Below are 23,564 nucleotides of genomic sequence, written 5' to 3'. Positions count from 1 at the left end.
GTAATCGTCGACTCAGGCCAGGCCGTGCTATGCTGATGCGCGGTGCGGTCGTCGTGCCGCGGCTTCCGCATATCCATGTTCAACGCCTTCCGCGGGATTCCAGCGATGTTGAGGATCATTTGTTTCAGCGTTCCGGCGGTTGTTTGCCTGAGCATCAGTTTCGGCGCAGCCAATCAGGCGGCAGAACCGAACGAAGAAGCGGCAGCGGCTGCCAGCAGCGGGGACTCGGCTCTGGCTGTCTTCGAACGCCGCATCCTGCCGATTCTTCAGTCGGCGAAACCGTCAAGCTGCGCCGAATGCCATCTCAGCGGAGTCGATCTGAAGGACTACATCCGGAGCACTCAGCGCGAGACATTTGCGGCACTTGTTAGCGCGAAGCTGGTCGACATCGAACACGTCGACAAGTCGAAGATCCTGGAGTTCATCGAACGACGTCCTGAGAAGCCGAATCTGATTTCCGACAAGGTTCGCCGGGAAGAAGCGGCCGCGTTTCGAGCCTGGCTGACGGCGGCGGCCAAAGATCCTGAACTGCAAGCCGCGAAGACGGAAGTTGCCATTGGACCGACGATTCCGCCGGAAGTCATCCGTCATGCTCGCACCGATCGCGTGCTGGCTTCGTTTGTGGAAAACATCTGGACCGAAGCCGGTCGCTGTGCCGCATGTCATTCGCCCGACAGGAATCAAAAGCAGGTCGAAGAACACGGTGAGCAGGTGTCGTGGATTCGGCTGAACGATCCCGCCGGCACCATGAACTCGATGATCGAAAATGGCCTGATCGACGCCGATGAGCCCGAACACAGCCTGATTTTGATGAAGCCGACTCAGCAGGTCGAACACGGTGGCGGCCAGAAGATGGTGGTCGGCGACCGGACGTACAAGCAATTCCGTCGCTTCATCGATGACTATGCCGCGATGAAGCACGGACGGTATCAGACGGCGAAGGATTTGCCGCCGGAAAGCGGCGAGGTGTCGTTGGTCACGGATATCTGGCTGAAGTTCGAAAACGTGCCGGCGAAGTTCGACAAGCTGCTGCTTCAGGCCGACTTGTTCCGGATGACCGACCACGGCTGGTCAAAGCAGCGAATGGCAACGTCGGACCGCCCGATCTTTGGCGGCGGGAATCTGTGGCAGCATTCGCTGAGCCTGACAGCCGAACGAAATACGGCGTGGGCCGATCAGATTGAAAAGCAGCAACTGCCGCCCGGACGATACCTGATCAAACTTTACATCGATCAAAACGGAAAGCTGGCGAAGGACTATCACGCGATCCTGAACGACGAAGATTTTGTTGGACAGGTGGAAGTTGACAGCGAGTGGCCGGCGGGCTACGGCAAAATGACGATCGTTCAATTTCCGCTGACCGACAGCGCCGAATCGAATTCGGCTCAGTAACCCTGCTGCGAATTCACACTCACCATGCGGGGAGCGACGCGAGCCAGTTCGTCGCCATTCGTGTTGTGGATCACGGCGTAGACGTTGTACGTTCCGGGAGCCGCCAGGTCCGCCGGCCATTGTGCCACGCGAGTGCGAAAGTTGCCGTCCGCCTGAAGGATCTGCTCTTCGGCGGCTTCGAACTCGCCGATCGGATTTCCGTCGAGACCGATCAGGTGGAACACAACCTTCCCGATTTCGTTGCTGCGATTTGCGGGCATTGCGATACGGCCCTGCACGTGAGGCACTCCCGGCTGAGACCATGACGTGTCGATTCGAATCGGCATCATCACCGCGGCCGCAGACTTCCAGTGCTCCCGCTGGAAATCATCGACCAGCAGCACCCGCGCCAGGTTGCCCGGCTGCTGAACGGACAGCGGACTTCCGAACACGAAGCTGCGATACGACCTCGGCCCGCCGTCGCTGTATGACAACTCGGCATCGACACCAATCACTTCGCCGGCTCTCGGTTGAAAGTCGGGAAAGTTCACCCACGGCAGTTTGAATTCCACCTGAAGACCATGCTTCCACCGCTTTGCGGCGACTTCGACGCCGGTCTGGGGAATTGCGTCCAGGTAACCCGGTCGCAGACAGAAGCGAGGGTTCAGATTGTCGAGTTCCATTGGCGTGAAGAAGCAATGCACGGACCCTTTGCCCCATTTCTGATCGCGAAACGTGCTGTCTCGCCGAGTGTCGAAGTACCATTCCACCGCGTCGCCTTCCCACAGCGGTGTGACGGGTGAGAAGAAGTGTTCGTCCAGCGTCCGCAGTCCGACATAAAACGCTTCGTCATCCCACAGGTAGAAGAACTGAGCCGGCCGGTTCTTCGTGTCGGAATTGAAGTACTCCACCGGCGTGCAGACGGCGTGCTGAAATTCACTGATGTCGCCGTCAATCGCCACGGTACCGGTCGCGCGAGTGACGACTGCTCGCACGCCGTCATCAGCGGCGAACACAGTCGTCACGAACGACGTACAGAATGCCGCCGCCGTAAGAACCAGAACGACAATGCGACGGGGTGATTTCGCCGGAGCGAGAAGCGGCTGCTGAAGAAACAGTGTGCTCATCGTGTGCTTTCATGGAAGCGGAATATCGCTTTGTGCCTGGCGATATTGGCATCGTCCTTCACGCGGGCCTTTTCCGCAACCGAATGGACGCACGCACTCAGAACGCTGACTATTTCTTCTTCGGCGGCAGAACTTTCCACGCCCAGACAGTCATGACGATCGTCAGCACCGTCAGCAGGACGAACACCGGATCACGCGCCAATCGAGGATTCTCAAACAAAATGCGCACGAAGTGAGCGACCGTGATCAGTGCGAAGATGATTCCGCTTGTGACGATGTACGCTCGCAAACAACGCTCCCCTGAACCAGGCTGTCAGATGAATCCTCGGTTCATTTGATTTGAATCATTGACGAGGCGATTTGCCAGACGCCGTGGCTCGTGCCATGCCAACCGGCCAGGAGCCTACCGAAGCGGCAGATAGATGTCGGTCCGCAGGTCGGCAGGTGCCGTGTCGTCCGGAGTGTTCCGGTAGATTTCGAACGTACCGGCCTTGCTTTGTTTCAGCTTTTTGTAGCGAGTGTACTGGTTGGCAGCACTCCACGAATTCCCGAGGTGTCCGTAACTGCCCTGATGTTCGACGGCCAGAGCATTCACTTTGGGAATCGACCAGGTGGAAAGGCCGGATGGAATGTTTGATGTCGATTCCGGAATGAGGAATCCCGACGTGTAGTCGAACCGCTGGCCCCGGATGTCAAAGTGGTGGTAAACCGAGATGCCTTTTCCATCCGTCGGCAGGTTGTGAGCCTGAAACTGTCGGTGGACTTCACCGAACGCTTCCTGCATGGATTCGCCGACTTCGCGGACCGCACACGACCGGCGTACTCCCGCCATTCGCAGCGGGCCGATTGATTCGACTCCACGGATGACTGTTTTCGCCTGGATCTCGCCGGTTTCGATCCATTCCTTCAGCATCTTCAGGCCACGGTCATAGTCCATGCCGATGAACGGTTCCATCATGCCCTTCATCCAGAACATGAACCACGGCAGCGAACCATTCATGGACCATGTCACTTCGGTGCCGCTGCCGCTCGGCTGAAACGCAAAGCCGACGTCTGACCGAGACCTGAACGGCTTCAGGAATCGGATCTCGTCGTCAATCAGGCGGCCTCGTTCAAGACGGCGATGTTCCAGTTCACCCGCCAACGATCTGGCCGCTCCACGAATACACGGACCCCTCCGACGAAGAATCTTCACTGACTTTGACTTCGGCGTCCGGTTCCGCACACAGCCACGGCGACCACGTTGTCCAGGTGCCGAAGTCAGCAACTCTGTCGAAGACTTCTTCCGGTGACGCATCAATGGTGATTGAACGCTGAACGTGAAACTTCGGCATGGTGACTCCTCAATCTGCGTTGACATCGTCCAGCAGATCGTACCGGATTGCCATGCGTCCCGTCAGCCAAGGCAAAGACAAGCGAATGGCAACCCCCAACAATCCTTCCAGTGCATTGTGTGGTCGTCCTGGAAATCTCCGTTCCGGCGGTCCGTCGGTATCTACGCCGTCCCCGAAAGTACGCGGGACTTCACCGAAAGCCTTGAACAAGCCGGTGCATTCAGCGTTCTCCGGTCTGACACGCAGCGTCGGGAGTTGCCGTTTGAGGAGTGTGCCTCGCAATTCCCGCGTTCCGAGCAAACCGGGTTCCCGCGACTGGCCGTTTCTGCGGGAGAGTTCCGGAAGTGGGATAAAGCAGGTCTGTTCGCGGCGGAATCGTGGTGTTAAGCGGTGCGGGTTATTCGGGAATTGCGGCACTTTTTTTCTGCTCCGATTGTAGTGCCGGTTCCTGTTTTGCCGAAATCGAATGTAACTGGAAGTATCCATTCTGGCGGTCAGCCACTGGCGCCTGCTGCTCCCGATAGACAAGAGGGTTTGAAGATGAAACTGCACACAATGTTGACCAAAGCTGCCAGCCTTGCTGTGTGCTTTGGTGTCCTGATGTCCGGTCCGGTCATGGCTGGCGCTGAGTCAATCATTCGAGACGTCGAGATCTCGAAAGACGGCACGCTGTATGGTGTCGTCCACAATTCAGCAGGCCACGCGGTCGCTTCCGCGCGATTCAGCTCAAGTATCAGGGCAAGCCGGTTGCTGTCACTGCCAGCAACGCCGAAGGACGCTTCGCGATCTCCGGTGTCCGCGGTGGTGCTCATGAACTGACCGTCGGTTCGTCTTCGTCGCCGGTTCGCCTGTGGGCAAACGGCACGGCTCCGAAGACAGCAACTCGCGGCATCGCGGTTGCAGCCGATCAGACGGTTGTACGCGGCCAGAGCTGTGATCCGTACGGCCCGACCGCCGGTCCTGCCGGTTTCGGAATGCTGGACGTGATCACAGTGGCCACCGTTGGTGCCGCCGCGGGTGCTCTGGTATTCGCCATCGACAACAACAACAAGCTGGATGACATCGAAGCTCAACTGCTGGCCAGCCCATAGTGCTGCCGGTGCAGATTTAGCGAATCCCGTTGATACAGCAGTGATAGGAAACCCTGTTGACCGGAAACGGTCAACAGGGTTTCTTTGCGTTGGTCGGGTCGCGTGAAGACGCCTCAAGCCGGTACCGACGTTGAAGACGGCTGACGGCAGCGCGCCCGCTGAGGCCGTAGAATCTGAACAACGACCGGTTAGAACGTCCAGTCCAGAAACATGTAGACCATCTCCGCGTCGCCGCGATTGGCCACTGCCGGAACCGGATGGTTGCCAACAGCGCTGCCATACCAGAACCAGAAGTAGCCTGCCTGAAGCTGCAGGTTGTCCTGAATCTGCCATGTCGCGACCAGGTCCAGTTCGGTGCCGAGGTTCCGGCTGGCTGTGCCGACGGGGCCACCGAACGGAACGCCGGCGACATTGTAGATCGCGTCCTGGCGGGCGGCCTTGGTGAACCAGTGAGTTCCGGCCAGCAGCGTGACTTTGTCGACGGGTTTGACCGTCAGATGAAGACCATAATCGATCAGGTTCTGGCCGTTGAAGTTGTCAATCTGCCCCCAATACGCATGGCCAAGCGGAAACAGTGTGCTGACGGTGGTGTTCTTTCCATCCAGCGGATTGCTGTCACCGGAGCCCCAGAAGAAAATGCCGGTTAGTGTTGGCTTCCACGGAACGGCATCCAGTCCGATGCCGCCGGTCGCGGAAGCGAAACCGGCATTGATCCGCTGATTCACGGCACCGCCAAAGTCTTCCCTTCCGAATTGGTATGCACCTTCCAGGTCCCAGATCAGACTCACGGAATCCGCCGCTTCGGCACCAATCGGCATCTTTCCGGCGTAGCGGGAACCAACGGTATGACGGTTGCCGTCGATGAGTCCCGGGTTGTCTGCGTTTTCCTTCAGCCAGAGCCAGTACAGGTCCAGAGTCCCGTTTGGTGCATTCTTGTTGGTGGCATAGACGCCGCTGAAGAACCGGCTTTGATCCGGATTATCAAAACTGGTCGGACGGAACAGATTTCCACTGGCTCCGTCGACCGGCTGAACGACGAATCCATCGATGGCCCAGTCCGGGTCGGAATAGTAAAGCCGCAGACCTTCGAAATTGCGGAACGTGTTGGCCCAGCCCAGCGGAGAAATCAAGTGCTGAGATCCGTAGCTCAGCAGTTGACGACCGGCTCGCAGACGGAGAGTTCCGTCATTGTCGGACTCAGCAATCTTCAAGTCCGCGTAAAACTGCAGCAGGTCAGCCTGGTTTTCATCGATCGCCAGCTTCGGCAGGTCAGCGTCAAACGTCTGAGCGTCGATGGCCTGCACGTACAGTTGCAGATTCTCGCGGTAAACCAGCTCCGCAAACGGCGTGAACCGGTATTGGTCGTAAGAACTGCGCCCGGCGGGCAGCGGCGGTCGCAGGCGGTTTCGCTCGTTGATATAGCGATAACGAAGAGCCCCGCCGACGTTGGCCTTCCAGTCGTCGGTCGCGTCGCTGAACAGGTCAGTCAGCCCGCAGTCCACGTCGAGGAAATCCGGAGCGGCGTCGAATACAGAACAGATTTCGCCGGCAACGGTCGAGCCGCAAAGCCACAGTACAAGAACTCCTGCGAGTGCAATTCGTTTCATGGTTCCTTCCCTGAACATCCCGACAACACGCGATGGAAGACCTCGACAACACGACGGGCATCGCCGGGATCAATGCAACTGATGACGTTGCGGTCATCCCTGCCGGCGCCAGTCTCGTTCCGCGGCTTCACTTTTTCGCGATTGGTGTAATCAGTGTTTCGTCGCGCCCAGGACCACGATGCATATTCGATTTCGCCCAACGGTTCGGGAAAGCGCAGAATGCCGGTTGCTGTGCCGGTTGCGTTAACCGTTCCGGTCAACCGTTTTCCGCAGGTCTGACGAACCGCACTGGGTTCCGACGTCGCGATTGCACTACCTGCGCGTCAGCCGCAATTGATGCATGCAGTTGTGGCACGAAGTCCGGGAGGGAGAGGCGCCTGCCGAGCTGCTGCTGCCATCGACGTCCGCTGGCACATGCGGCTTAGCAGGAGCTTCACCCGCCCTGTGACACCGCCTGACTGTGGTGCCTTTGCGGCTTATCAACACTCGGCTGACGAAGCGCTGCTTCCGCGCACATTGTCCTGTGCCAACAGTCCGTGGTCGGAACCAATTTCGTCCGTCAGTTGTCAAACCAGACAACTGCGCGGATTCGCACAGCGCGCGGGTTTGCTCGAAGTCCTCGGAGATGTTCTGGCCCACGTCATTTCTCCGCGAACAATATTCAGCAGAACTCGGCCGGATCTGCCAAAGTCACTCGTTGCGCAATTGGAGAGTTCGCGGCGATTGCGTGTCGCCGGAGGGCTATCGCTTCAGGAGGCAGCCGTTTCGACGCAGGACCTTCCAGTGCATCACTTTGACAATCTGCCGCGCGACAGCCTGAATCAAGGCCGGCACAACCGCATTTCCGAACTGCTTATAGGCCTGCGTATCCGAAACAACCTGTGGCGGTTTCAGCATGCGGTCGAGCAGGTGTTCGGGAAACCCCATCAGTCTTCCGGCTTCGCGGGGAGTCAGCCGGCGCGGGTTTTGTTTCTCCCCCTGTGAAATCAAAACTTCCGAGCCGTCCTTGTGATACCGGGCGCTGAGCGTCCGGGTGATGCCATCCGGATCGGCGATGCTGCAGCCGAAGCCGTTTCCTTTCCGGCGGTGCCGCTCTGCATAGTCCTGCAGGTACCGCCAAAGCTGATCGGAGAGTGTGTACTTCGGATCGGGGGATGTTTCCAGGATCTCGCGAAGCTGCGGCTGCGGGGCGTCTGACGGATCCGGGAACTGAAATGGTGGTTCGGCCCCGAAGGTCTGTCGATCGAAACCGACAATCAGCACGCGTTCGCGGTGCTGCGGAACCCAGGCGGACGCGTCAATGACTTCGCTGAAGATCTCGTAGTCCAGGTCATTCAGCGTCCCGACGATCGTCTTCCAGGTATCGCCCTTGTTGTGCGACCGCAGGTTCTTGACATTTTCCAGCAGCAGCACAGGAGGGCGGTGAACTTCGATGATCGTCGCCAGATGGAAGAAGAGCGTTCCCTGCGTCCGGTCCTTAAATCCGTGCTCACGACCAAGACTGTTCTTTTTCGAAACTCCGGCCAGCGAAAACGGCTGACAGGGAAAGCCGGCCGCCAGGACGTCATGAGGCGGGATATCTGACTTCTGCGTGAGTTCAGTAACATTGCCGGCAGGATTGTCGCCAAACCAGGCGCGATACGTCTTCTGTGCGTGGGGATCGACTTCGCAGGAGAACAGACACTTTCCGCCAACGGCTTCCAGCCCCAGCCGCATTCCTCCAATGCCGGAGAACAAGTCGATAAACGTAAACGGTACGGAGTACGTCACGTCGTTCCGAGTCGTGTTGGGAACGTCCAGAGCCGCGTCGTCGATGCCGTCGAACAGGCTCGGCCCGTTTTGGCGTTCGACAGCCTCCGACAGCAGCGACACCAGATAAGCATTCTGGCTCATCAGTCGACGCTGGTGTTCGCGTCGAATCTGTGAATGGATCGCCCTGGGAACATCCCGGATCAACAGATTTGGCATACCGCTCTCCGCTGGGACAAAGTGATAGCATGCTATCACTTCTCCCCAGCGGATCAATTCACGGCAGAACGGACCGCGATGGCCTGGACCAGTTCAGCGGCGAGGCGAATTTCCCATGCCGTCTGCCCGGATTATTCACTCGATCAGAGTTTCCTGACGTAACGTCTCGGAAACGGAGGCTATGTCGAATCAGCGAAATGCGCACTGTACGACGGGACACCGAGCCCGTCGCTGCAATTCGACGGGATCGGAGTCTCGTCGTCCAAACCCGTAAATAATCCGGGCTACGGGCTACAGAGCGCCTTCGCCTGTGATGACGACGCGGATGGTGCGGCCAAGGATTTTCAGATCGTTGATCAGACAGCAATTTTGCAGGTACAGCAGGTCATAGCTGACCTTGCGGCGGAAGCCTTCGATCTCGTTGTCGTAGCCGTTGACAACCTGAGCCATGCCGGTCAGTCCGGGTTTCAGGCCGAGGCGATCGACGTAGTTGGGGATTTCGCCGGACAGTTCTTCCATGAACTCCGGCCGTTCCGGTCGCGGGCCGACAAGCGACATATCGCCGCGGAGGATATTCCAGAGTTGCGGCAGTTCATCGATTCTGGTTCGCCGCAGGAGGCGTCCGATCGGCGTCGTGCGGGGATCGTCGTGCTCGGCAAAACGAGCTCCGTTGCTTTCGGCGTCGATCCGCATCGTGCGAAATTTGTAGATCGTGAACGGCCGACCGAAACTGCTACCGGCTCGCCGGTCACGGCCGGTACCGCGCCGGTCCACACTGTTGTCGGGCACGGGTCCGGATTGCTGACGCCGATCGCGGCTGGTCTTGCTTCGCAGATTCACGCCGACTCGCTGCTGGGAGTAGATCACCGGACCGGTTGACGTCAGCTTTACCAGAACGGCGGTCACCAGCATGATCGGGCCGCAGCACATCAGCAGCAGCGTCGCCCCGACAATATCCACCGCGCGTTTCGCGATCCGCGTTGACAGCGGCAGGCACGTCAGGTTCTCACGCGGCGACTGCAGATGCAGCTGAGTCAGCCAGTCCGTGCTGGGCAGGTCGTCGGCATACTCCAGCAGATCCGACAGGCTGGTCGAATCTGCGACTTCGGGGACGGTCGCTTTGCCGGGTTTGACCGGGTACAGAATCGCGTTGCGGCTCATGGGATGATTGATGTCAGCGTGCGACAATATCGTTTGCGGGAGTCGTGCCGGCGGGTCGATTTCCGGTATGTTTGCGAACTGTAGAAACGTGGCATCCGGCGGCGAGGAATGCGATGCTTCGGGGCCGCGATCGGGCAGTTTGTTGCCGATTCCCTACGGTCCCCAACGAAGTTGGCGGCGTGTTGCTTTTTCGCATCGTTCGCGATCGTTTCCGCTCCGTCGTCGGCAATCCCCGCAACGGCGGCAAAACCGGAACTCCGTTACCATCGCGATGCTGCCGCGGCAGCGGCCCGGTTCAGGACCTGTCACGACTCGACCTGCCTGTCACGCTTCGAGCCGCTGACCACAGAGGCACGGCGCTGTGAGGTTACAGCGACTTCAAGACGTCACTTGCGGCGTTCACGGTCTGCTGGATGAGTTCCGGTGTGTGGGTGGCGGAGACGAACAATGCTTCGTACTGACTGCACGGCAGGTAGATTCCGCGGTCCAGCATTCCGTGGAACCACCTGGCGAATTTCTTAGTGTCCGAACATGTCGCGGATTCGAAATCGGTGACCGGTGCGTCGGCGAAAAACATCGTCAGCATGCTGCCGACGCGGTTCAACTGAATCTGCACTCCTGCGCTTGCCGCGGCGGAACACAGGCCGTCGGCAAGCTGAGCACTCAGGTCTTCCAGCATTCCGTATGGATCCTGTTCACGCAGTGTGCTCAGCATGGCGATGCCGCTGGCCATGGCGATGGGATTGCCGGACAGAGTTCCCGCCTGATAGACCTTTCCGACGGGTGAAATCGCGTCCATGATTTCCGCTCGCCCGCCATACGCGCCGACGGGCATTCCTCCGCCGAGGATTTTGCCGAGTGTTGTCATGTCGGGAATGACACCGAATCGCGACTGCGCGCCTCCGAGGGCAACTCGGAAACCGCTCATAACTTCGTCGAAGATCAACACCGTGGCATGGTCGGAACACAGCTTGCGCAGCGAGTGAAGAAATTCTTCCGTCGGCACGACGCAGCCCATGTTGCCGCAAACCGGTTCGAGAATGACAGCCGCCAGCGAGTCGGCATGCTGTGCGAAGGCGTCTCGCAGCGACTGTACGTTGTTGTACGGCAGAACGACTGTGTCGCTCGTGCAGCCTGCGGGAATGCCAGGGCTGGACGGTGTGCCGAGTGTCAATGCTCCGCTGCCGGCCTGGACCAGCAGGCTGTCAACATGGCCGTGGTAACAGCCGGAGAATTTGACAACCTTGTTGCGTCCGGTGAATCCGCGCGCCAGCCGAATTGCCGACATCGTGGCTTCGGTGCCGGAATTCACCATCCGCACTTTTTCGACCGACGGCACAAGCTGTACGACAAGTTCCGCCAGATCGGACTCCGCGACGGTTGGCGCGCCGAAACTGGTTCCTGTCCGCAAAGCCTGTTCGATTGCCGCCAGCACCGCTGGATGTCGATGGCCGAGGATGTGTGGTCCCCACGAGCCCACGAAGTCGATGTAGCGGTTGCCGTCGATGTCAACCAGCCAGGGTCCGTCGCCGCTGGCAACAAAGGGCGGAATGCCGCCGACAGCGCCGAATGCGCGTGCGGGGCTGTTGACTCCACCGGGAATTGACCGGCAGGCCCGCTGGAACTGCGATTCACTGTTGGAGCGTGAAGACGTGTTTGCTGCCATGTTCTATTTCGTGATCTTCAGTTTCGGATGGCTGGCTTGAAGTTCCTCAATCACGTCCCATGCGTTCGTGTTGGAAACATCAAGCGACGTCAGCGGCAGGTCCTTCAGTTGCCGAATTCCGTCGTCGTCAAGTTCCGTCCCGGAAACGCTCAGCACCGTGAGCTTTGAGAACCCGGCAATCACGGCGGCGCTGGCGTTGGTGATGGCGGTTGCCTTCAGGTCGAGTTCGGCGAGGTCTTTCAGACCTGCCAGCGATTCCATGACGCCATCGTCTGTGCGAGTTTCCCAAAGCCCCAGATGTTTCAGGCCGGTCATGCCGCCAAGCTTCTTCAGGCCGTCTTTTGACACGACCCGGCATTCGCTGATATCGAGGAACTCGACTTTCGGAAGCGCGACGATGACTGCGATGCCGTCGTCATCGACAGAAGAATCCCGCAGTTCCAGACGCTCCAGCTCTTTCAGTTCGGAGATGTGCTGCAACCCGACACCAGTGATGTCGGTAGACCGGATCCGCAGCCGGCGAAGGTTGGTCAGGTTCGCGACATGGACCATGCCATCGTCGCTGATCCGCGTCGAATCAAGCTGAATGGACTCCAGCGTCGGCATCTTTCCCAGGATTTCCAGCGTGGCATTCGTGAGTGACGTTTGCGCGTTCAGATTGAGTGATTTCAGGGGCAATGAAGCCAGCTTCGCCACGCCGCTGTCGGTGACTTTTGACTTTTCGAGTTGCAGGTCGACCAGGGTTCCGATAGCTGCAACGTGGTCCATTCCACCGTCGCCGATATTGCTGTTTCGCAGGTCGAGTGCCCGCAGCTTTTTCAGACCGCTGATTGCCGAGAGCGAATCGTTGGAAATGCCGGCTCGCCGCAGCGCCAGAACCTGCAGGCCGGCAATCCTGCTGATGATGGGCATCGTTGCATCCGAAATGGCGGATTCCGACAGGTCCAGGCGCTGCAGATTTGGAAGCTTCTCCAACACCGCCAGACCATCATCGCCGACTCCGGGTCCCTTCAGCAGCAGAGACCGCAGGCTGGGCAGTCCTTCCAGATTGGACAGGTGGCCGGCAATCGGTTCGTCGCTGGCTTTGGACGCCTCAACGACGCTTCCGCTGCTGTCTTTGACGAGCGCAAAGCCGGCTTCTTCGAGTGCCTTAACAGCGGCGGCATCGTCCGGCTTCGCTGCCGCCGGCTTTGGCGCGGCGGAACCGGATGCGGATGTGGTGCCGGAATCCGGGGAATCCGCGTCCGTGCAGCCCGCCAAAGACAGGCAGCCACCGACGACGGCAAGAAGTCCCAGTCGAGGCAGGACAAACAGGATCGGCGGACGTGAAGGATCAGAAGAGCGGGAAAAACGCATCGAAACAGGACTCCGGAACGACCGATCAGGAACGGAACACGAATTCCGCCCAGCCTAGGTTCGATCGCTGGAAATCGCAATCTCCGGCCACACCCTGGGTTGGAATCCGCCGGGGAAAGTGCCGTGCGAGTGCCGCCGGACGTGACTCATCACGCCGTTCGGTTGTCGACGGAATCGTCCGTCGCGATTGGCATCAGCGGATCCAGGGCTCCGGAAGCGCCGATGTCCGGGATTTCGACGTGCAGCCTGGCGCCCTGGTTGAACGTCCTTGGCAGGCACCGAGCACGCTCGTTACTGACGTAGCAGCCGACGATGGTCTTGTGCTGGTGCTCCAGAAACCACTTCACGCGCCCTTCCAGAAGCGGTCCGGACGACGGTGCCGAGTTTTGATACAGCCAGAACATCTGTTCGCCGGTCACAGTGCCATCGCAGCTCAGACGAAGTCCGCTGACCGAGTAATCCAGAATCTGGACCGGCCGCCGCACCTCCGTTCCTTCCCAGCGGACCCACGCTCGCCAGTTCGTTTCGTAGCGGATCTGGTTTCGAAGCCCCCCGCGCGCGCGCAGCAGCAGGTGGTCGGCCAGAGGCGATGTCAGGAAAGCGCCCAACTCCCACCCGTCCGTTCCGGGGCGACACCAGTGCACAACGCCCGCATTGGATGCCGACGCCAGCAGATCCACGTACATCGCCAGACGCAGTCGGGTCCCAAAACGCAGCGGCCGGTCGGTCAGCAACAGAACGTCGGTTCTTGACAGTTGCCTGACTCTGGTCGGTAGCGGCACGCCGGATTCCAGACACGAAGAGATCTGAATTCCCGCTGAGTCGTAGGTGAAATCGTCTCGCTCGGCGCTGGCGGGGTCTGCCGGACGCTTCGGCAACGCTGTCGCCGGAACCCGCTGCAGGCGTTCCGTCGGATCATTGACGACCGGCACAACCGCTGCCTCGGATCTCGCCGAGTGACGCACGGGCGGCGTGTCGAACTCGAGTTGCGAATAGATGACAGTCATGGCTGACGCCGGCTGTGGCGATGGCGGCTTCGGACCTCAGGCGCATGATGCATGGCAGAATCGGCGCGTCACGCCGACGAGGATTGCACTGAAGCATCACGCGAACCCTACATCGATGCGGAAAGCCGCCACTGAACTGTTTGTTGCTCACAGTCGGGGTTTCCGGCGAAGCTGCGGCGACCGGATGAGTGGTGACGATCATGCAGGTCGCGCGTCACGCGTGCCGGGCACACAACGCGTCTGCGGCGATCAACCCGGATCATTGCTGCGACCCGAGGTTGCTTTCGCAAAGCGTTCTCCGGAAGAAGTTTGCGCCTGGCTGACGGCAACCGCCGGACGCCTGGCGGCGGCATCGTTCGTCGCGGGAGAGAGAGAAACCGGCGTTCAGGCGGCGTCGGGTCTTGCGGGTCCGATGGATTTTGCACCCTTTGCCGTTCGCGCCTTCAGGTCAAACAGGCCGAAGATTTCCGACGCGTTCATGCTCAGCGACACGTCCTCGTTGTCACCGTCGCCCAGCACCGCGTTGAACAGCTCACGCTTCTCGCGGAGGACGCGGTCGATCCGTTCTTCGATCGTGTTCACGCTGATGAACCGGGTCACGATGACCGGGTTCTTCACGCCGATCCGGTGAGCTCGATTGATGGCCTGGTCCTCGATCGCCGGATTCCACCAGCGGTCGTACAGAAACACGTAGCCCGCAAACTGCAGATTCAGTCCGACGGCTCCTGTGCCGTAGCTCATCAGCAGAATGTGAGCGTCCGGGTCTTCCTTGAACCGAGTGAGAATCGGTTCACGCTTCTTTGTGGGAACGCCGCCGTGGTAGATCAGCGGGTTGAATGGTTTTAGCCGCGGTTCCAGCCAGTCAATCGTCTTCGTCCACTGGCTGAACAAGATCGCCTTGCCGCCGCTGGCCGCGATTTCTTCCATGTCCGCCACCAGCCGTTCCAGCTTCGCGCTTTCGCCGGTCAGGGGATCGTAGTTGGTAATCTGTTTCAGCCGCATGACCAGTTCAAACACATGCTGCACACTGATGGAATCGCCCATTTCGTTGAGCTGAACGACGCCTTCCTTTTCGGCGGTTTCGTAGGCGTACTGCTGAGCGTCCGTCAGCGGCAATTCGGCGTCGCGGTCGATGCGCGGAGGCATGTCGGACATCACCAGATCCTTGGTGCGCCGCAGAATGTACTTGTCCGCCAGCTTCGAAAGCTGTCGCAGATCCGGCGCGCCTCGCGCAGGAATCACTTCCATGAACTCGAACAGCGACGAAAGCTCCTCCGGACGGTTTTCGATCGGTGTTCCTGTCAGAGCCCAGCTTCGGCGACGGTTGATGCCGCGCGCGATGCACGCCGTTCGCGAGTCGCGGTTCTTGATCCGCTGTGCTTCATCCAGCACCAGCAGATCGAACTTCGGCTGTTCGTCCTCCGGGATTTCCGACAGATCGCGCGTCATCGATTCGTAGTTGGTAATCAGGATCGGAACGCCGGGCATTGTCCACAGCATGCGCCGGCGAGCACCGTTGCCTTCGATCGTGACGACCGGAAGTTCTTCGGCCCAAGTGCGGAATTCCCGCTGCCAGTTCGGGATCAGGGGCTTAGGACAGATCAGCAGAATTCGGCGAACCTGGCCGCTTCGCAGAAGCAGGCGGATGCCGGTGATCGTCTGCATGGTCTTGCCCAGCCCCATTTCGTCGGCCAGCAGCGCCGAGTGACTCGCAAACAGCCACGCGATACCTTCGTACTGATACGGAAAAGGCTCGAACGGCATGATCAGTTCCTGCCCGGCCAGCCACGTTTCCAGTGGAGGCTGCAGCAGATAGAACAACCGGTCCTGCAGTGACAGCGCGTCGGCCGGGGGTTTGATGCGAGTGCGTTTCGGACGGTCGGCTTCGCCAGCGGGTGATTCCGTGTCAGGTTTCGGCGGAGCGATCTTTTTCAATTCAACGCCGTCGGAATGCGTTTCGTGTTTGTGTTCCGGCGGCTGGAACTCCAGACCTTCAGGAAGCGTCAGCCCGATGCACTTCATCGGAATGCGACGCGGTTTCCACGACGGCACAAATTCCGGCCTGCGGTCCAGCGGAACCGACACCGTGCCGATCTGCACGGCGCGCCGGATGGCCGGATTGAATCCCGCCTGCACAGTTTCCACCGCCGAGCACAGATCGATGGTGAAACACTCCGGTGTCGCCTTCATCGCGCCATCACCGTCCGGACCGTTTCGTTCAGCGCATCGCGGACCCGTTCGAGCGGTTCCACCAGATCCGCCTGGCCCGGCAGCAGCCTGGAACGATCGCGAATGAAGTCGGCGTCGGCCTGGTGAGATTCGTGGAACCGTAACCGACGACCGCCCAGCTGCGGTGCGGACTCATGCGGACCCGCGCTTGAGTCGTCCGTACACGCCACCGGAATCGCCGTGTGGTTTCGCAGTTCCAGAAAATCTGCGTCGCCGGTCAAGACCAGTTCGGGCTTGATGGAAACGCGCTCCAGCAGCGTTTTGCCGATCAATTCTCCCAGCAGCCACGGACGAAGTGTCTTTCCGTACAGGATTTCCTGAGTGCGATCCGGCTTCACCGGCGTCGTACACTGGAACTCGAGCGGGCGACCGTTGTGGTTGGTCACCAGCAGACCACCCACATAGCCGCGTCCGTCGACCTCCAGCGCGGCCAGAAAGCCGAGCTTCATTTGTTCGGACTTTGCCGTATTCGACATTCAGAACGCCTTCGTAATCCGGCAGATTCCGCCGGTTTTTCGGAACGCGAACCGGCACACGTCTGTGATGTGTCATCGACGCAACTGCCGAGCGGCCTTTAGCGTGGCCGCTTTCTACCGCTGGCCGGAAGAGCGAGAATCGGGCGGCCGACGGGCACTTCCGCAAAGTATCCAGTGTCAGAACACTTCCGCCTCGAACACCGTGTTGCCGACGCGGACCGGGGATTTGCCGTCGACGATCCCGGCCAGTCGGATCACGGCAAGTCCGATACGGCGACCCTCGCTGTCGATGCCTTCGGACGTCACTTCCGCGGCATTTGCCGGCTCGACCTGGTTTAGACGTTCACCGATGCGAAATCGCGTCAGTTGGCGGTTCACATGCCCCATTGCGTCGATCCGGGCAACCGGTTCCTGGCCGAGATAACAGCCCTTGGTGTACGAAATCGCAGTCGTGTTGCGTCCCGCTTCCGGAGCGAGATGTGAGTCGAAAAGATCCCGCCCGATGATCGGGAATCGCTCGCGAATTCTGAGCGATTCGAAAACATCGTCCGTGGCTTGCCGCGTGCCGGAGGTCAGCATTTTCCACATCCTGTTGGCTTCGGATTCCCCCACAGAAACAAGGCAGACGGGAACGCCGTCCCATTCCGCAAACATTAGAGTTGCGTCGTCGAAATCGTCTGCGGTGCGCCACATCAGCGGTTCAACGTCATCGCGCCAGACGATCCCGGCGTGGTCGTACCCAGGCACTGCGAATGATGCCCGACCTTGCGTCAGCGACTCGACGACAACATCCTCCGTGATGATGTAGCGTTCGAGGTGGTTCCGGAGAGCAGCCTCGTCACCCGGCAGCATCCAGACATCGTGAAAGCGGTCGCCGGCCAGCACATATCCGTGTGCCAGCACGTGCGCCTTGATGTCGACAAAGAATGCTTCGCAGCGCGCCCGGCCGGCAGAGCTGTGATGTTGTTCGTGCAGAAGTTGTGCAGGAATTTCGCGCGATCCCGGCCGATGAACCGCAGTCGGCACAGTTGGCCCAGCCTTACAGCCACCGCCGCCTCACCGGTTACCCGCATGTCCTCTGAGTGGGCCGTGTCTCCGGAAGCCTGCGAGTCGCCGGACATCACCATTCCCCCAGTTCTTCCTGCAGGGCGCACCATTTTTCTTCGGCGTCGCTGAGTTCCACCTGGATCGCGTTGATCTGGTTGTGCAGATCCATGGCCTTGTCGGCGTCGGAGGTCGTCAGCATGCGCGCGTTCAGCTCCTTCTTTTCGCCGTCCAGCCGGGCGATGGTTTTTTCCAGATTCCGAAGCGTCTTTCGTGCGTTGAACTGTTCCTTGCCGGAAAGAGCGGTCGCCGCCTTGCGGGACTTTTCGGGCGGAGGAGCGGCCATCCGGTTTTGAGCGGCCCGTTCGCGCTCACCTTCCTCGATCTCCTTGTTCACGGAATAGAGATACGCGTCGTAGTTGCCTCCGTAGTTGCGGGCTCGCCCGTCCCGAACTTCGATGACATTTGTGGCGATGCGACCGACAAAGTGGCGGTCGTGGCTGGTAAACAGCACGGTGCCTTCGTATTCCAGCAATGCTTCCGCCAGAGATTCCACGGTTTCGACGTCCAGGTGGTTGCCGGGTTCGTCCAGAATCAGGACGTTGTACGTTCCCAGCAGCAGGCCGGCCATGCACAGTCGAGCACGTTCGCCGCCCGACAAGACCCTGATCGGTTTCCTGGTGTGAGCACCGCGAAACAGGAGCGAACCGGCTACCTTCAGGCAATCCTGAGTTGTTGTGCCGGGCTTTGCCTGGTACTCAAGATATTCAAGAACGGTTTGATCCTGTGGCAGCGTCGTGTAAACGTGCTGAGCGTATGTGCCGACTTCGCAGCCGTAGCCCCACTTAACCTTGCCTTCGATCGGCTTCAGAGAATCCACCAGCGTACGCAGCAGCGTGGTCTTTCCCTGTCCGTTGTCGCCGACAATCGCCGCGCGCTGCTGATGTTCGACTTCCAGATCGATGTTGCGGGCCACGACATGGTCCGGGTATCCGATGGCCAGGTCGATGCAGCGGACGGCCGGCCCCTGACGCGGCTCCACAACGGGAGCCTTGATGCGGGCGGTCGGCAGGTCGACTTCGATTTCGACAGTCTGCAGCCGATCGAGTTGTTTCTGCTTGGAACGAGCCTGGCTGGCAGACGTCGCCCGAGCCCGGTTCTTGTCGATGAACCTCTGCAACTGCTTCTGTTTGGCGATCACGGACGCGTTGGTACGCTCGGCGACCAACCGGTCTTCGTCCAGCTTTGCCAGGTACGGCCCGACTTTTCCGGGGTAGAGCGTCAGTTTTCCCCTTGAGATATCCAGTGTCTGTTCGCAGGTCTCCGTCAGAAATGCTCGATCGTGTGACACAATCAGGCAGGCGGCCGGAAACGTTTTCAGGAAGTGTTCCAGCAGGATCTGTGTTCTCAGGTCCAGAAAGTTGGTCGGTTCGTCCAGCATCAGCAGGTTGGGATCGTGCAGCAACAGGGCCGCCAGCTTGACACGAGTCTGCCAGCCTCCTGACAGATCCCTGACCGGACCGTTCAGGTAGTCACCCTTCAGTTCAAACTGCCCTGCGACTTCGCCGCATTTCCAGTCGGGCTGCCCACTGTCCCGCATCAGGAAATCGAGTGCCGATTCGCCCGGCTGGAAAGGGTCGTGCTGTCGAAGGTAGCCAACTCGCAGGTTCGATCCGCGGATAACCTCCCCGCTGTCCAGTTCCTCATCGCCAAGAAGCACGCGCAGCAGCGTCGATTTTCCCGCTCCGTTGCGACCGATGAAGCCGACTTTCACGTCCTCGTGAAGCGTCACGCTTGCTCCGTCCAGAAGTCGCTGGTCCCCGTAACTCTTTTCGGCGTCAATAAGTTGGATCAAAACGGACATGATGTTGCGGAATGCCGATGGCGTTAACGAACTCGATTTTGCGGGCGCTCTGTACTCTCCGCGGCTCTCCGTCGCAAGCACGTCTTGCGCTTTTCGCCGGCCTGGCAGCATCTCGGGCGAAGAAATTCGCGGGCCAGCGAATTTCCGGGAATCCTGGGCTTCAACCGAGCAGTTGCCAATCGAGAGAACGTCCTAAAGTGAATTCAGGGACGAACTTGTCACCTGATTTTGAGATGTCGTAACTCTCATGTAGCCAGAGGGTTGGAATGCCGTAAACTTGCCAGAGTTCAGACACCGATCCGTAAGGTGTCTGCCGTTATCACACGAGCCAACTTCCCGTGAACAAGTCTCCCGGTAGCTCAGACGATACCAGCCCAGCCAGCGACATTGCCAAACGACAAAGTTCGTTTGATGCGTTTCTGCGGCAGGGCAGCATTGGTTGGCAGACCGCCCGACCGTTTCTCAAGGTCCTGGGTGCCGGAGGGCAGGGGACCGTGGTCCTTGCCGAACGCCGCGGCGCGGGCAGTTTTCGACTTCCCGTGGCGCTGAAGTTCTTTTCTCCGAAACGATTTCGCACCGTTCAGGAATACGACGCGGAAATGCTGAGGCTGACGGAAGTCTCTTCCATGGCCGCGCGCATTCAGGACGACCATCTCGTCGACGTGCATACGTTTATCCGGGATCAGGGCATCTACTACATGGAAATGGAGTGGGTCGACGGGTTCGACCTGCTGCACATTCTGCGGCGCGATACGCTGAATATCGTTCAGGAGTCAGTCACGGAATCCCGCTGGGCGAGCATCAATGAGCGGATCGTGACCTCCGGAGAAGTCGACTGCCGACTAAAGCCGGGGATGGCCATTGCGATTCTCAGGGAATGCCTTGGCGGCGTCTCCGCCCTCCATCGTGAAGGGATCATTCACTGTGACCTGAAGCCATCGAACGTCATGGTGAAGCGGTCCGGCCAGGTGAAGATTATCGATATCGGATCGGCCTTCTGGGAAGGGCGGCCTCCGGAAGGACAGCCGTGTACGCTGGAATACGCGGCTCCCGAAGTGCTGGCGGGCTATCGGGCCACGCCGCAGTCTGACCTCGCCAGTCTGGGATATATGCTGGTTGAAATGCTGACCGGCTCGAAACCGTTCGCCGGCCTGAAGTACAGTGAACTGATGGCTGCGAAAAACACGCTGCTGGACCGGTTGCCGGGAATGCTTCCCGTCGATGAATTTGCATTCAGCGAACTGCTCATTGTGCTCCTGCGAAGGTTGCTCCACCCGGACCCGGCAAAGCGTTTTCCCACTGCAGAAGACGCCGAACTTTCCGACGAAGGCGCCGCTGGCTTCCTTCGTGAACTCGTGAAGAGCGACCTTGCCAACGAATATGTCAGCGAACTGCGTCAGTGGCTTGCGGAAATGGAAACTGAAGCAATGCAGGCCAGCCAGGCAGCATGTCACCCCACTGGCAGCACAACTCGCCTGATGAATGTCCGGCCGGGAAAAACGGAAACACTGACCGCCATCGTCAACAGCGGTCGCGATGTTTCCGACGGATTCCGCCTGGACCTCGGCCGGTAGGTCACGTCCCGGGCCGGAGTGAAGATTGCCGCGTTGGCGTTGCACCGGCGAACTCCGGAGCTTCGACCGCCACATTGCTTTCTTCGCGGGCAGACAGTTCAGCCGTTCTTCGGGACGCAGATTACGACGAAAAGAACCACAAGACACCGTACAGTACCAGCAGCCCCAGCAGAATCTTTACGAACATCGCCGCCGCAGACCGAAAGATGCGTTCCGGCAGTTCGTAGCGGCTGGCGCAGTAGGCCATGCTGACTGCCAGTGAGAGCGGGACGGCATAGAAGATTGTCGGCATCTGCTGCTCCACCAATTCCTGTCGGCGGTCGTTAGTGGATCCGTTGACGAACAACGCGGAACTTCCGGCAATCCGGTTATTGAAACGGGAATCGATGTTGCCTGCAACCTCGGAATTGACAGCCTCCAAACCCGCCGGTTTCCGGACCGCTGCCGACATCGTTCAGGACTTCTTATCGGAATTCTTGTTGTCGGGAGCGTCTGGTTCTTCGTCGCCGTATCCATACGCAGGACCGTCGAACGCGTCCCACACCGCCATCAGGTTCAGCAGCCCCGCGATCCATGTGAACACGAGCGCAAGGTCGAACTTCTGACTGAGTTTTCCGTGCAGTCGGTCAAGCTCCGCGTCGTCGCGCGGTGCCTGGTACCAGTCCAGGAATGGTCGTTCAATGCTGCCCCGAATGCTCCTGATGCTCTGAGTGTCTGGGTCGTCGAGAATCTTGCAGGCCACCAGTCGCCGCGGCGAACCGAAGACCGGACGGCCCAGGTTGATGTTGCACTGGAAGTCCAGACTCAGCGACTGGCCGTTGTGGGTCTTCCCCTCGAAACTGCCGACGACCATCTCTCCGCCGCCAGACTGAAGGCGGATGCGTCCGGAGACGGGTTGTTGCATCGCGTCTCCGTCCGTTCCGCGTTCCTGCACGACTCCCTGAAAGTCGCTCTCGATGGCCTCTTTCAGAACGCCCGCCGGACCTTCTCCCCTGGCGGAATCGTTCCTGTTGAACCAGTGCCGGAAGCGGGGAAGCCCTACCAGAACCTGTGCCGCGTAACCGATCGACCAGTTCGTCCGCGGCGGATTCTGCTGCATTTGAGCAGATGCCAGGCTGTCAGATGGCTGGATGACCTGACTGTAAACCGGCTGCCAATCACCCAGGATCATTCCGCCGAAGAACGTGCCCAGGATGCAGACTGCAAAGATGCCGGCTTTCAGATTCCGCTGCTGATAAAGGTGGCCGGCTCCGGGAATCAGAAATGCCAGCACGGCCGCTACGGCCGGAGAACGGAGATTGATGCGGGGGTCTTTCATTTCGACTCCGTGTTGCGCTGCATTTCAGAATCTGTCAACGAGCAGGCGGATGGTATTGGCTCACGTCGGTTCAAGGCGAGACCACTCGGCGGCAACCGGGCGCCGCCTGATCATAGCGAAACGCCCTCCCGGCGTCGTGTAGCTGATTCCCGTTTGCACCGTCACTTCACAGGCATCGGATACGCCATCGTCAGACTCGCGTGCAGGTGTGAACCTTTCGGGGTTCTGCTGCGTCACGGTATTCGCCGGTCGCCGCAATCACTTCTTGGAATTCGGTAATTCGGTGGGAACAACGTGTCGGACTGGACATGATGGTTGTACCTTGGCAGAATGCCCGGCCCGCCAGTTTGGAACGATAGCGGACGTGTAGATCAGTTGGTTAGATCGCAGCTCTGATAAAGCTGAGGTCGGAGGTTCGAGTCCTCCCACGTCCACTGTGAGTTTGAGCACGGTGCTGCGATTGACGGTCTCAAACGCCACATTTCCACTCGGGGACGTAGCTCAACTGGGAGAGCGCCGCCCTTGCAAGGCGGAGGTTGTCGGTTCGATCCCGATCGTCTCCAATGACCTGAATCTTGTCAAAAAAAGAGATTCACTCTGTTGACGGCTCGCATGGGCGCCGATACAGTACCCCGCTCGCGATTTCGGGCCTAACTCGTTTCGCGGCAACGATCTTTGACAATTCGAAAAAGTCTAAGTGGCATCTGAATTGCGTTTTCGAAGCAAGGGCGACCTTGCTTGAGCGTAGAGCGATATCGTTATTGTGCTTGCCGATTTAATGGCCGACTGGCCGTGAATCTTTGTGGCCAAGCACATAAGGGCGTGTGGGGGATGTCTTGGCGTCAGTTGGCGATGAAGGGCGTGGAAGGCTGCGAAAAGCCCGGGGGAGCTGTCAAACGAGCGTTGATCCCGGGATCCCTGAATTACCGCACACTGAATACATAGGTGTGTGGGGCGAACGTGGGGAACTGAAACATCTAAGTACCCACAGGAAAGGAAAGCAACAGCGACTTCCCCAGTAGCGGCGAGCGAAAAGGAATTAAGCCTAAACCGCCGGCTTGTTCGGCGGGGTTGTGGGGCTCACATATGAAGTTACAAATCTGGCGGCTAGAGGAATCCGATGGAATGCGGAACCACAGAGGGTGATAGTCCCGTATTTGAAAGCTGGCCAGACTTCGTGAGGTTCCCCGAGTAGGGCCGGTCACGTGAAACCCGGTCTGAATCCAGGAGGCCCATCTCCTAAGGCTAAGTACTCACTGACGACCGATAGTGAAAAGTAGCGCGAGCGAAAGATGAAAAGCACCCCTTCCAGGGGAGTTAAAAGTACCTGAAACCACACGCTTACAAGCTGTCGGAGCACATTGATGTGTG

Annotated in this window: 20 protein-coding genes, 2 tRNA genes and 1 rRNA gene (1 of these 23 running past the window's edge); 7 read left to right on the top strand and 16 right to left on the bottom strand. The window is 59.2% G+C overall.

What is annotated here, in order from left to right; translation table 11 throughout:
• Positions 1-105: 105 nt before the first annotated feature.
• Entirely contained in the window at positions 106-1,392 is a 1,287-nt protein-coding gene (locus R3C19_11260; GenBank protein MEZ6060931.1) for a hypothetical protein, read from the top strand.
• On the opposite strand, the gene R3C19_11255 is transcribed toward R3C19_11260, so the two are convergent.
• The 4 genes from R3C19_11255 to R3C19_11240 all read right to left on the bottom strand — a co-directional run bounded on the left by R3C19_11255 (position 1,386) and on the right by R3C19_11240 (position 3,832).
• Positions 1,386-2,498, bottom strand: a complete 1,113-nt coding sequence (locus R3C19_11255) for a sugar-binding protein (protein ID MEZ6060930.1) — start codon at positions 2,496-2,498, stop codon at positions 1,386-1,388. The genes R3C19_11260 and R3C19_11255 overlap by 7 nt on opposite strands.
• Positions 2,499-2,607: 109 nt before the next feature.
• Positions 2,608-2,787 (bottom strand): hypothetical protein, encoded by a 180-nt coding sequence (locus R3C19_11250; protein MEZ6060929.1) that lies wholly within the window; start codon positions 2,785-2,787, stop codon positions 2,608-2,610.
• A 114-nt stretch (positions 2,788-2,901) separates the two neighbouring features.
• Positions 2,902-3,642 carry a GyrI-like domain-containing protein gene (locus R3C19_11245; GenBank protein ID MEZ6060928.1) on the bottom strand — a complete coding sequence of 247 codons (741 nt, stop codon included), beginning with the start codon at positions 3,640-3,642 and terminating at the stop codon, positions 2,902-2,904.
• Positions 3,632-3,832, bottom strand: a complete 201-nt coding sequence (locus R3C19_11240) for an SRPBCC family protein (protein ID MEZ6060927.1) — start codon at positions 3,830-3,832, stop codon at positions 3,632-3,634. The genes R3C19_11245 and R3C19_11240 overlap by 11 nt, the downstream gene beginning before the upstream one ends.
• Before the next feature lie 555 nt (positions 3,833-4,387).
• Here R3C19_11240 and R3C19_11235 point away from each other — a divergent pair.
• Positions 4,388-4,651 carry a hypothetical protein gene (locus R3C19_11235; protein MEZ6060926.1) on the top strand — a complete coding sequence of 88 codons (264 nt, stop codon included), beginning with the start codon at positions 4,388-4,390 and terminating at the stop codon, positions 4,649-4,651.
• A gap of 460 nt (positions 4,652-5,111) precedes the next feature.
• Here the strand turns inward: R3C19_11235 and R3C19_11230 are convergent, their stop codons facing one another.
• The 3 genes from R3C19_11230 to R3C19_11220 form a co-directional block, all read right to left on the bottom strand.
• Positions 5,112-6,530 (bottom strand): alginate export family protein, encoded by a 1,419-nt coding sequence (locus tag R3C19_11230; GenBank protein ID MEZ6060925.1) that lies wholly within the window; start codon positions 6,528-6,530, stop codon positions 5,112-5,114.
• A 741-nt stretch (positions 6,531-7,271) separates the two neighbouring features.
• Entirely contained in the window at positions 7,272-8,498 is a 1,227-nt protein-coding gene (dcm, locus tag R3C19_11225; GenBank protein MEZ6060924.1) for a DNA (cytosine-5-)-methyltransferase, read from the bottom strand.
• Between the two features lie 291 nt (positions 8,499-8,789).
• A complete protein-coding gene (locus tag R3C19_11220; protein MEZ6060923.1) occupies positions 8,790-9,659 on the bottom strand; it encodes a sugar transferase in 870 nt (289 codons plus the stop codon).
• A 179-nt stretch (positions 9,660-9,838) separates the two neighbouring features.
• Between R3C19_11220 and R3C19_11215 the strand changes: the two genes are divergently transcribed.
• A complete protein-coding gene (locus R3C19_11215) occupies positions 9,839-10,024 on the top strand; it encodes a hypothetical protein (GenBank protein MEZ6060922.1) in 186 nt (61 codons plus the stop codon).
• Between the two features lie 2 nt (positions 10,025-10,026).
• On the opposite strand, the gene hemL is transcribed toward R3C19_11215, so the two are convergent.
• From hemL to R3C19_11180, 7 genes are all read right to left on the bottom strand, one after another.
• Positions 10,027-11,325, bottom strand: a complete 1,299-nt coding sequence (hemL, locus tag R3C19_11210; protein ID MEZ6060921.1) for a glutamate-1-semialdehyde 2,1-aminomutase — start codon at positions 11,323-11,325, stop codon at positions 10,027-10,029.
• A gap of 3 nt (positions 11,326-11,328) precedes the next feature.
• Positions 11,329-12,681 carry a hypothetical protein gene (locus tag R3C19_11205; GenBank protein MEZ6060920.1) on the bottom strand — a complete coding sequence of 451 codons (1,353 nt, stop codon included), beginning with the start codon at positions 12,679-12,681 and terminating at the stop codon, positions 11,329-11,331.
• Between the two features lie 149 nt (positions 12,682-12,830).
• Positions 12,831-13,688, bottom strand: coding sequence for a hypothetical protein (locus R3C19_11200; protein ID MEZ6060919.1), 858 nt, complete (start codon positions 13,686-13,688; stop codon positions 12,831-12,833).
• A gap of 384 nt (positions 13,689-14,072) precedes the next feature.
• Entirely contained in the window at positions 14,073-15,878 is a 1,806-nt protein-coding gene (locus tag R3C19_11195; GenBank protein ID MEZ6060918.1) for a DEAD/DEAH box helicase, read from the bottom strand.
• The gene (locus R3C19_11190; GenBank protein MEZ6060917.1) at positions 15,875-16,393 is read right to left on the bottom strand and encodes a hypothetical protein; all 519 of its coding nucleotides are present in this window, start codon (positions 16,391-16,393) and stop codon (positions 15,875-15,877) included. The genes R3C19_11195 and R3C19_11190 overlap by 4 nt, the downstream gene beginning before the upstream one ends.
• Before the next feature lie 177 nt (positions 16,394-16,570).
• On the bottom strand, positions 16,571-17,419 hold the full coding sequence (locus R3C19_11185; GenBank protein ID MEZ6060916.1) for a tRNA-modifying protein YgfZ: 849 nt from the start codon (positions 17,417-17,419) through the stop codon (positions 16,571-16,573).
• Between the two features lie 94 nt (positions 17,420-17,513).
• Complete coding sequence (locus tag R3C19_11180; GenBank protein MEZ6060915.1) at positions 17,514-19,301, bottom strand: ABC-F family ATP-binding cassette domain-containing protein; 1,788 nt, start codon at positions 19,299-19,301, stop codon at positions 17,514-17,516.
• 338 nt (positions 19,302-19,639) lie between these two features.
• Here R3C19_11180 and R3C19_11175 point away from each other — a divergent pair, with 338 nt between their 5' ends.
• Complete coding sequence (locus tag R3C19_11175; protein MEZ6060914.1) at positions 19,640-20,875, top strand: serine/threonine-protein kinase; 1,236 nt, start codon at positions 19,640-19,642, stop codon at positions 20,873-20,875.
• Positions 20,876-20,996: 121 nt separating this feature from the next.
• On the opposite strand, the gene R3C19_11170 is transcribed toward R3C19_11175, so the two are convergent.
• Both R3C19_11170 and R3C19_11165 read right to left on the bottom strand, forming a co-directional pair.
• On the bottom strand, positions 20,997-21,326 hold the full coding sequence (locus R3C19_11170; protein ID MEZ6060913.1) for a hypothetical protein: 330 nt from the start codon (positions 21,324-21,326) through the stop codon (positions 20,997-20,999).
• Positions 21,327-21,329: 3 nt separating this feature from the next.
• On the bottom strand, positions 21,330-22,193 hold the full coding sequence (locus R3C19_11165; GenBank protein ID MEZ6060912.1) for a DUF6677 family protein: 864 nt from the start codon (positions 22,191-22,193) through the stop codon (positions 21,330-21,332).
• Between the two features lie 360 nt (positions 22,194-22,553).
• Here R3C19_11165 and R3C19_11160 point away from each other — a divergent pair.
• The 3 genes from R3C19_11160 to R3C19_11150 form a co-directional block, all read left to right on the top strand.
• Positions 22,554-22,627 (top strand) — tRNA-Ile (locus tag R3C19_11160).
• 56 nt (positions 22,628-22,683) lie between these two features.
• Positions 22,684-22,756 (top strand) — tRNA-Ala (locus R3C19_11155).
• Positions 22,757-22,997: 241 nt separating this feature from the next.
• Positions 22,998-23,564 (top strand): 23S ribosomal RNA (locus tag R3C19_11150) (it continues 2,246 nt past the right edge of the window).

It is taken from the genome of Planctomycetaceae bacterium (assembly GCA_041398785.1).
Classification (GTDB): Bacteria; Planctomycetota; Planctomycetia; order Planctomycetales; family Planctomycetaceae; genus JAWKUA01.
This window is presented reverse-complemented; position numbering and strand designations above follow the sequence as displayed.

Coding starts and splice junctions, on each gene's coding strand:
- R3C19_11260 (MEZ6060931.1), top strand. CDS start 106: ATGTTGAGGATCATTTGTTTCAGCGTTCCGGCGGTTGTTTGCCTGAGC.
- R3C19_11255 (MEZ6060930.1), bottom strand. CDS start 2,498: ATGAGCACACTGTTTCTTCAGCAGCCGCTTCTCGCTCCGGCGAAATCA.
- R3C19_11240 (MEZ6060927.1), bottom strand. CDS start 3,832: ATGCCGAAGTTTCACGTTCAGCGTTCAATCACCATTGATGCGTCACCG.
- R3C19_11235 (MEZ6060926.1), top strand. CDS start 4,388: ATGTTGACCAAAGCTGCCAGCCTTGCTGTGTGCTTTGGTGTCCTGATG.
- R3C19_11230 (MEZ6060925.1), bottom strand. CDS start 6,530: ATGAAACGAATTGCACTCGCAGGAGTTCTTGTACTGTGGCTTTGCGGC.
- dcm (MEZ6060924.1), bottom strand. CDS start 8,498: ATGCCAAATCTGTTGATCCGGGATGTTCCCAGGGCGATCCATTCACAG.
- R3C19_11220 (MEZ6060923.1), bottom strand. CDS start 9,659: ATGAGCCGCAACGCGATTCTGTACCCGGTCAAACCCGGCAAAGCGACC.
- hemL (MEZ6060921.1), bottom strand. CDS start 11,325: ATGGCAGCAAACACGTCTTCACGCTCCAACAGTGAATCGCAGTTCCAG.
- R3C19_11205 (MEZ6060920.1), bottom strand. CDS start 12,681: ATGCGTTTTTCCCGCTCTTCTGATCCTTCACGTCCGCCGATCCTGTTT.
- R3C19_11200 (MEZ6060919.1), bottom strand. CDS start 13,688: ATGACTGTCATCTATTCGCAACTCGAGTTCGACACGCCGCCCGTGCGT.
- R3C19_11195 (MEZ6060918.1), bottom strand. CDS start 15,878: ATGAAGGCGACACCGGAGTGTTTCACCATCGATCTGTGCTCGGCGGTG.
- R3C19_11190 (MEZ6060917.1), bottom strand. CDS start 16,393: ATGTCGAATACGGCAAAGTCCGAACAAATGAAGCTCGGCTTTCTGGCC.
- R3C19_11180 (MEZ6060915.1), bottom strand. CDS start 19,301: ATGTCCGTTTTGATCCAACTTATTGACGCCGAAAAGAGTTACGGGGAC.
- R3C19_11170 (MEZ6060913.1), bottom strand. CDS start 21,326: ATGTCGGCAGCGGTCCGGAAACCGGCGGGTTTGGAGGCTGTCAATTCC.
- R3C19_11165 (MEZ6060912.1), bottom strand. CDS start 22,193: ATGAAAGACCCCCGCATCAATCTCCGTTCTCCGGCCGTAGCGGCCGTG.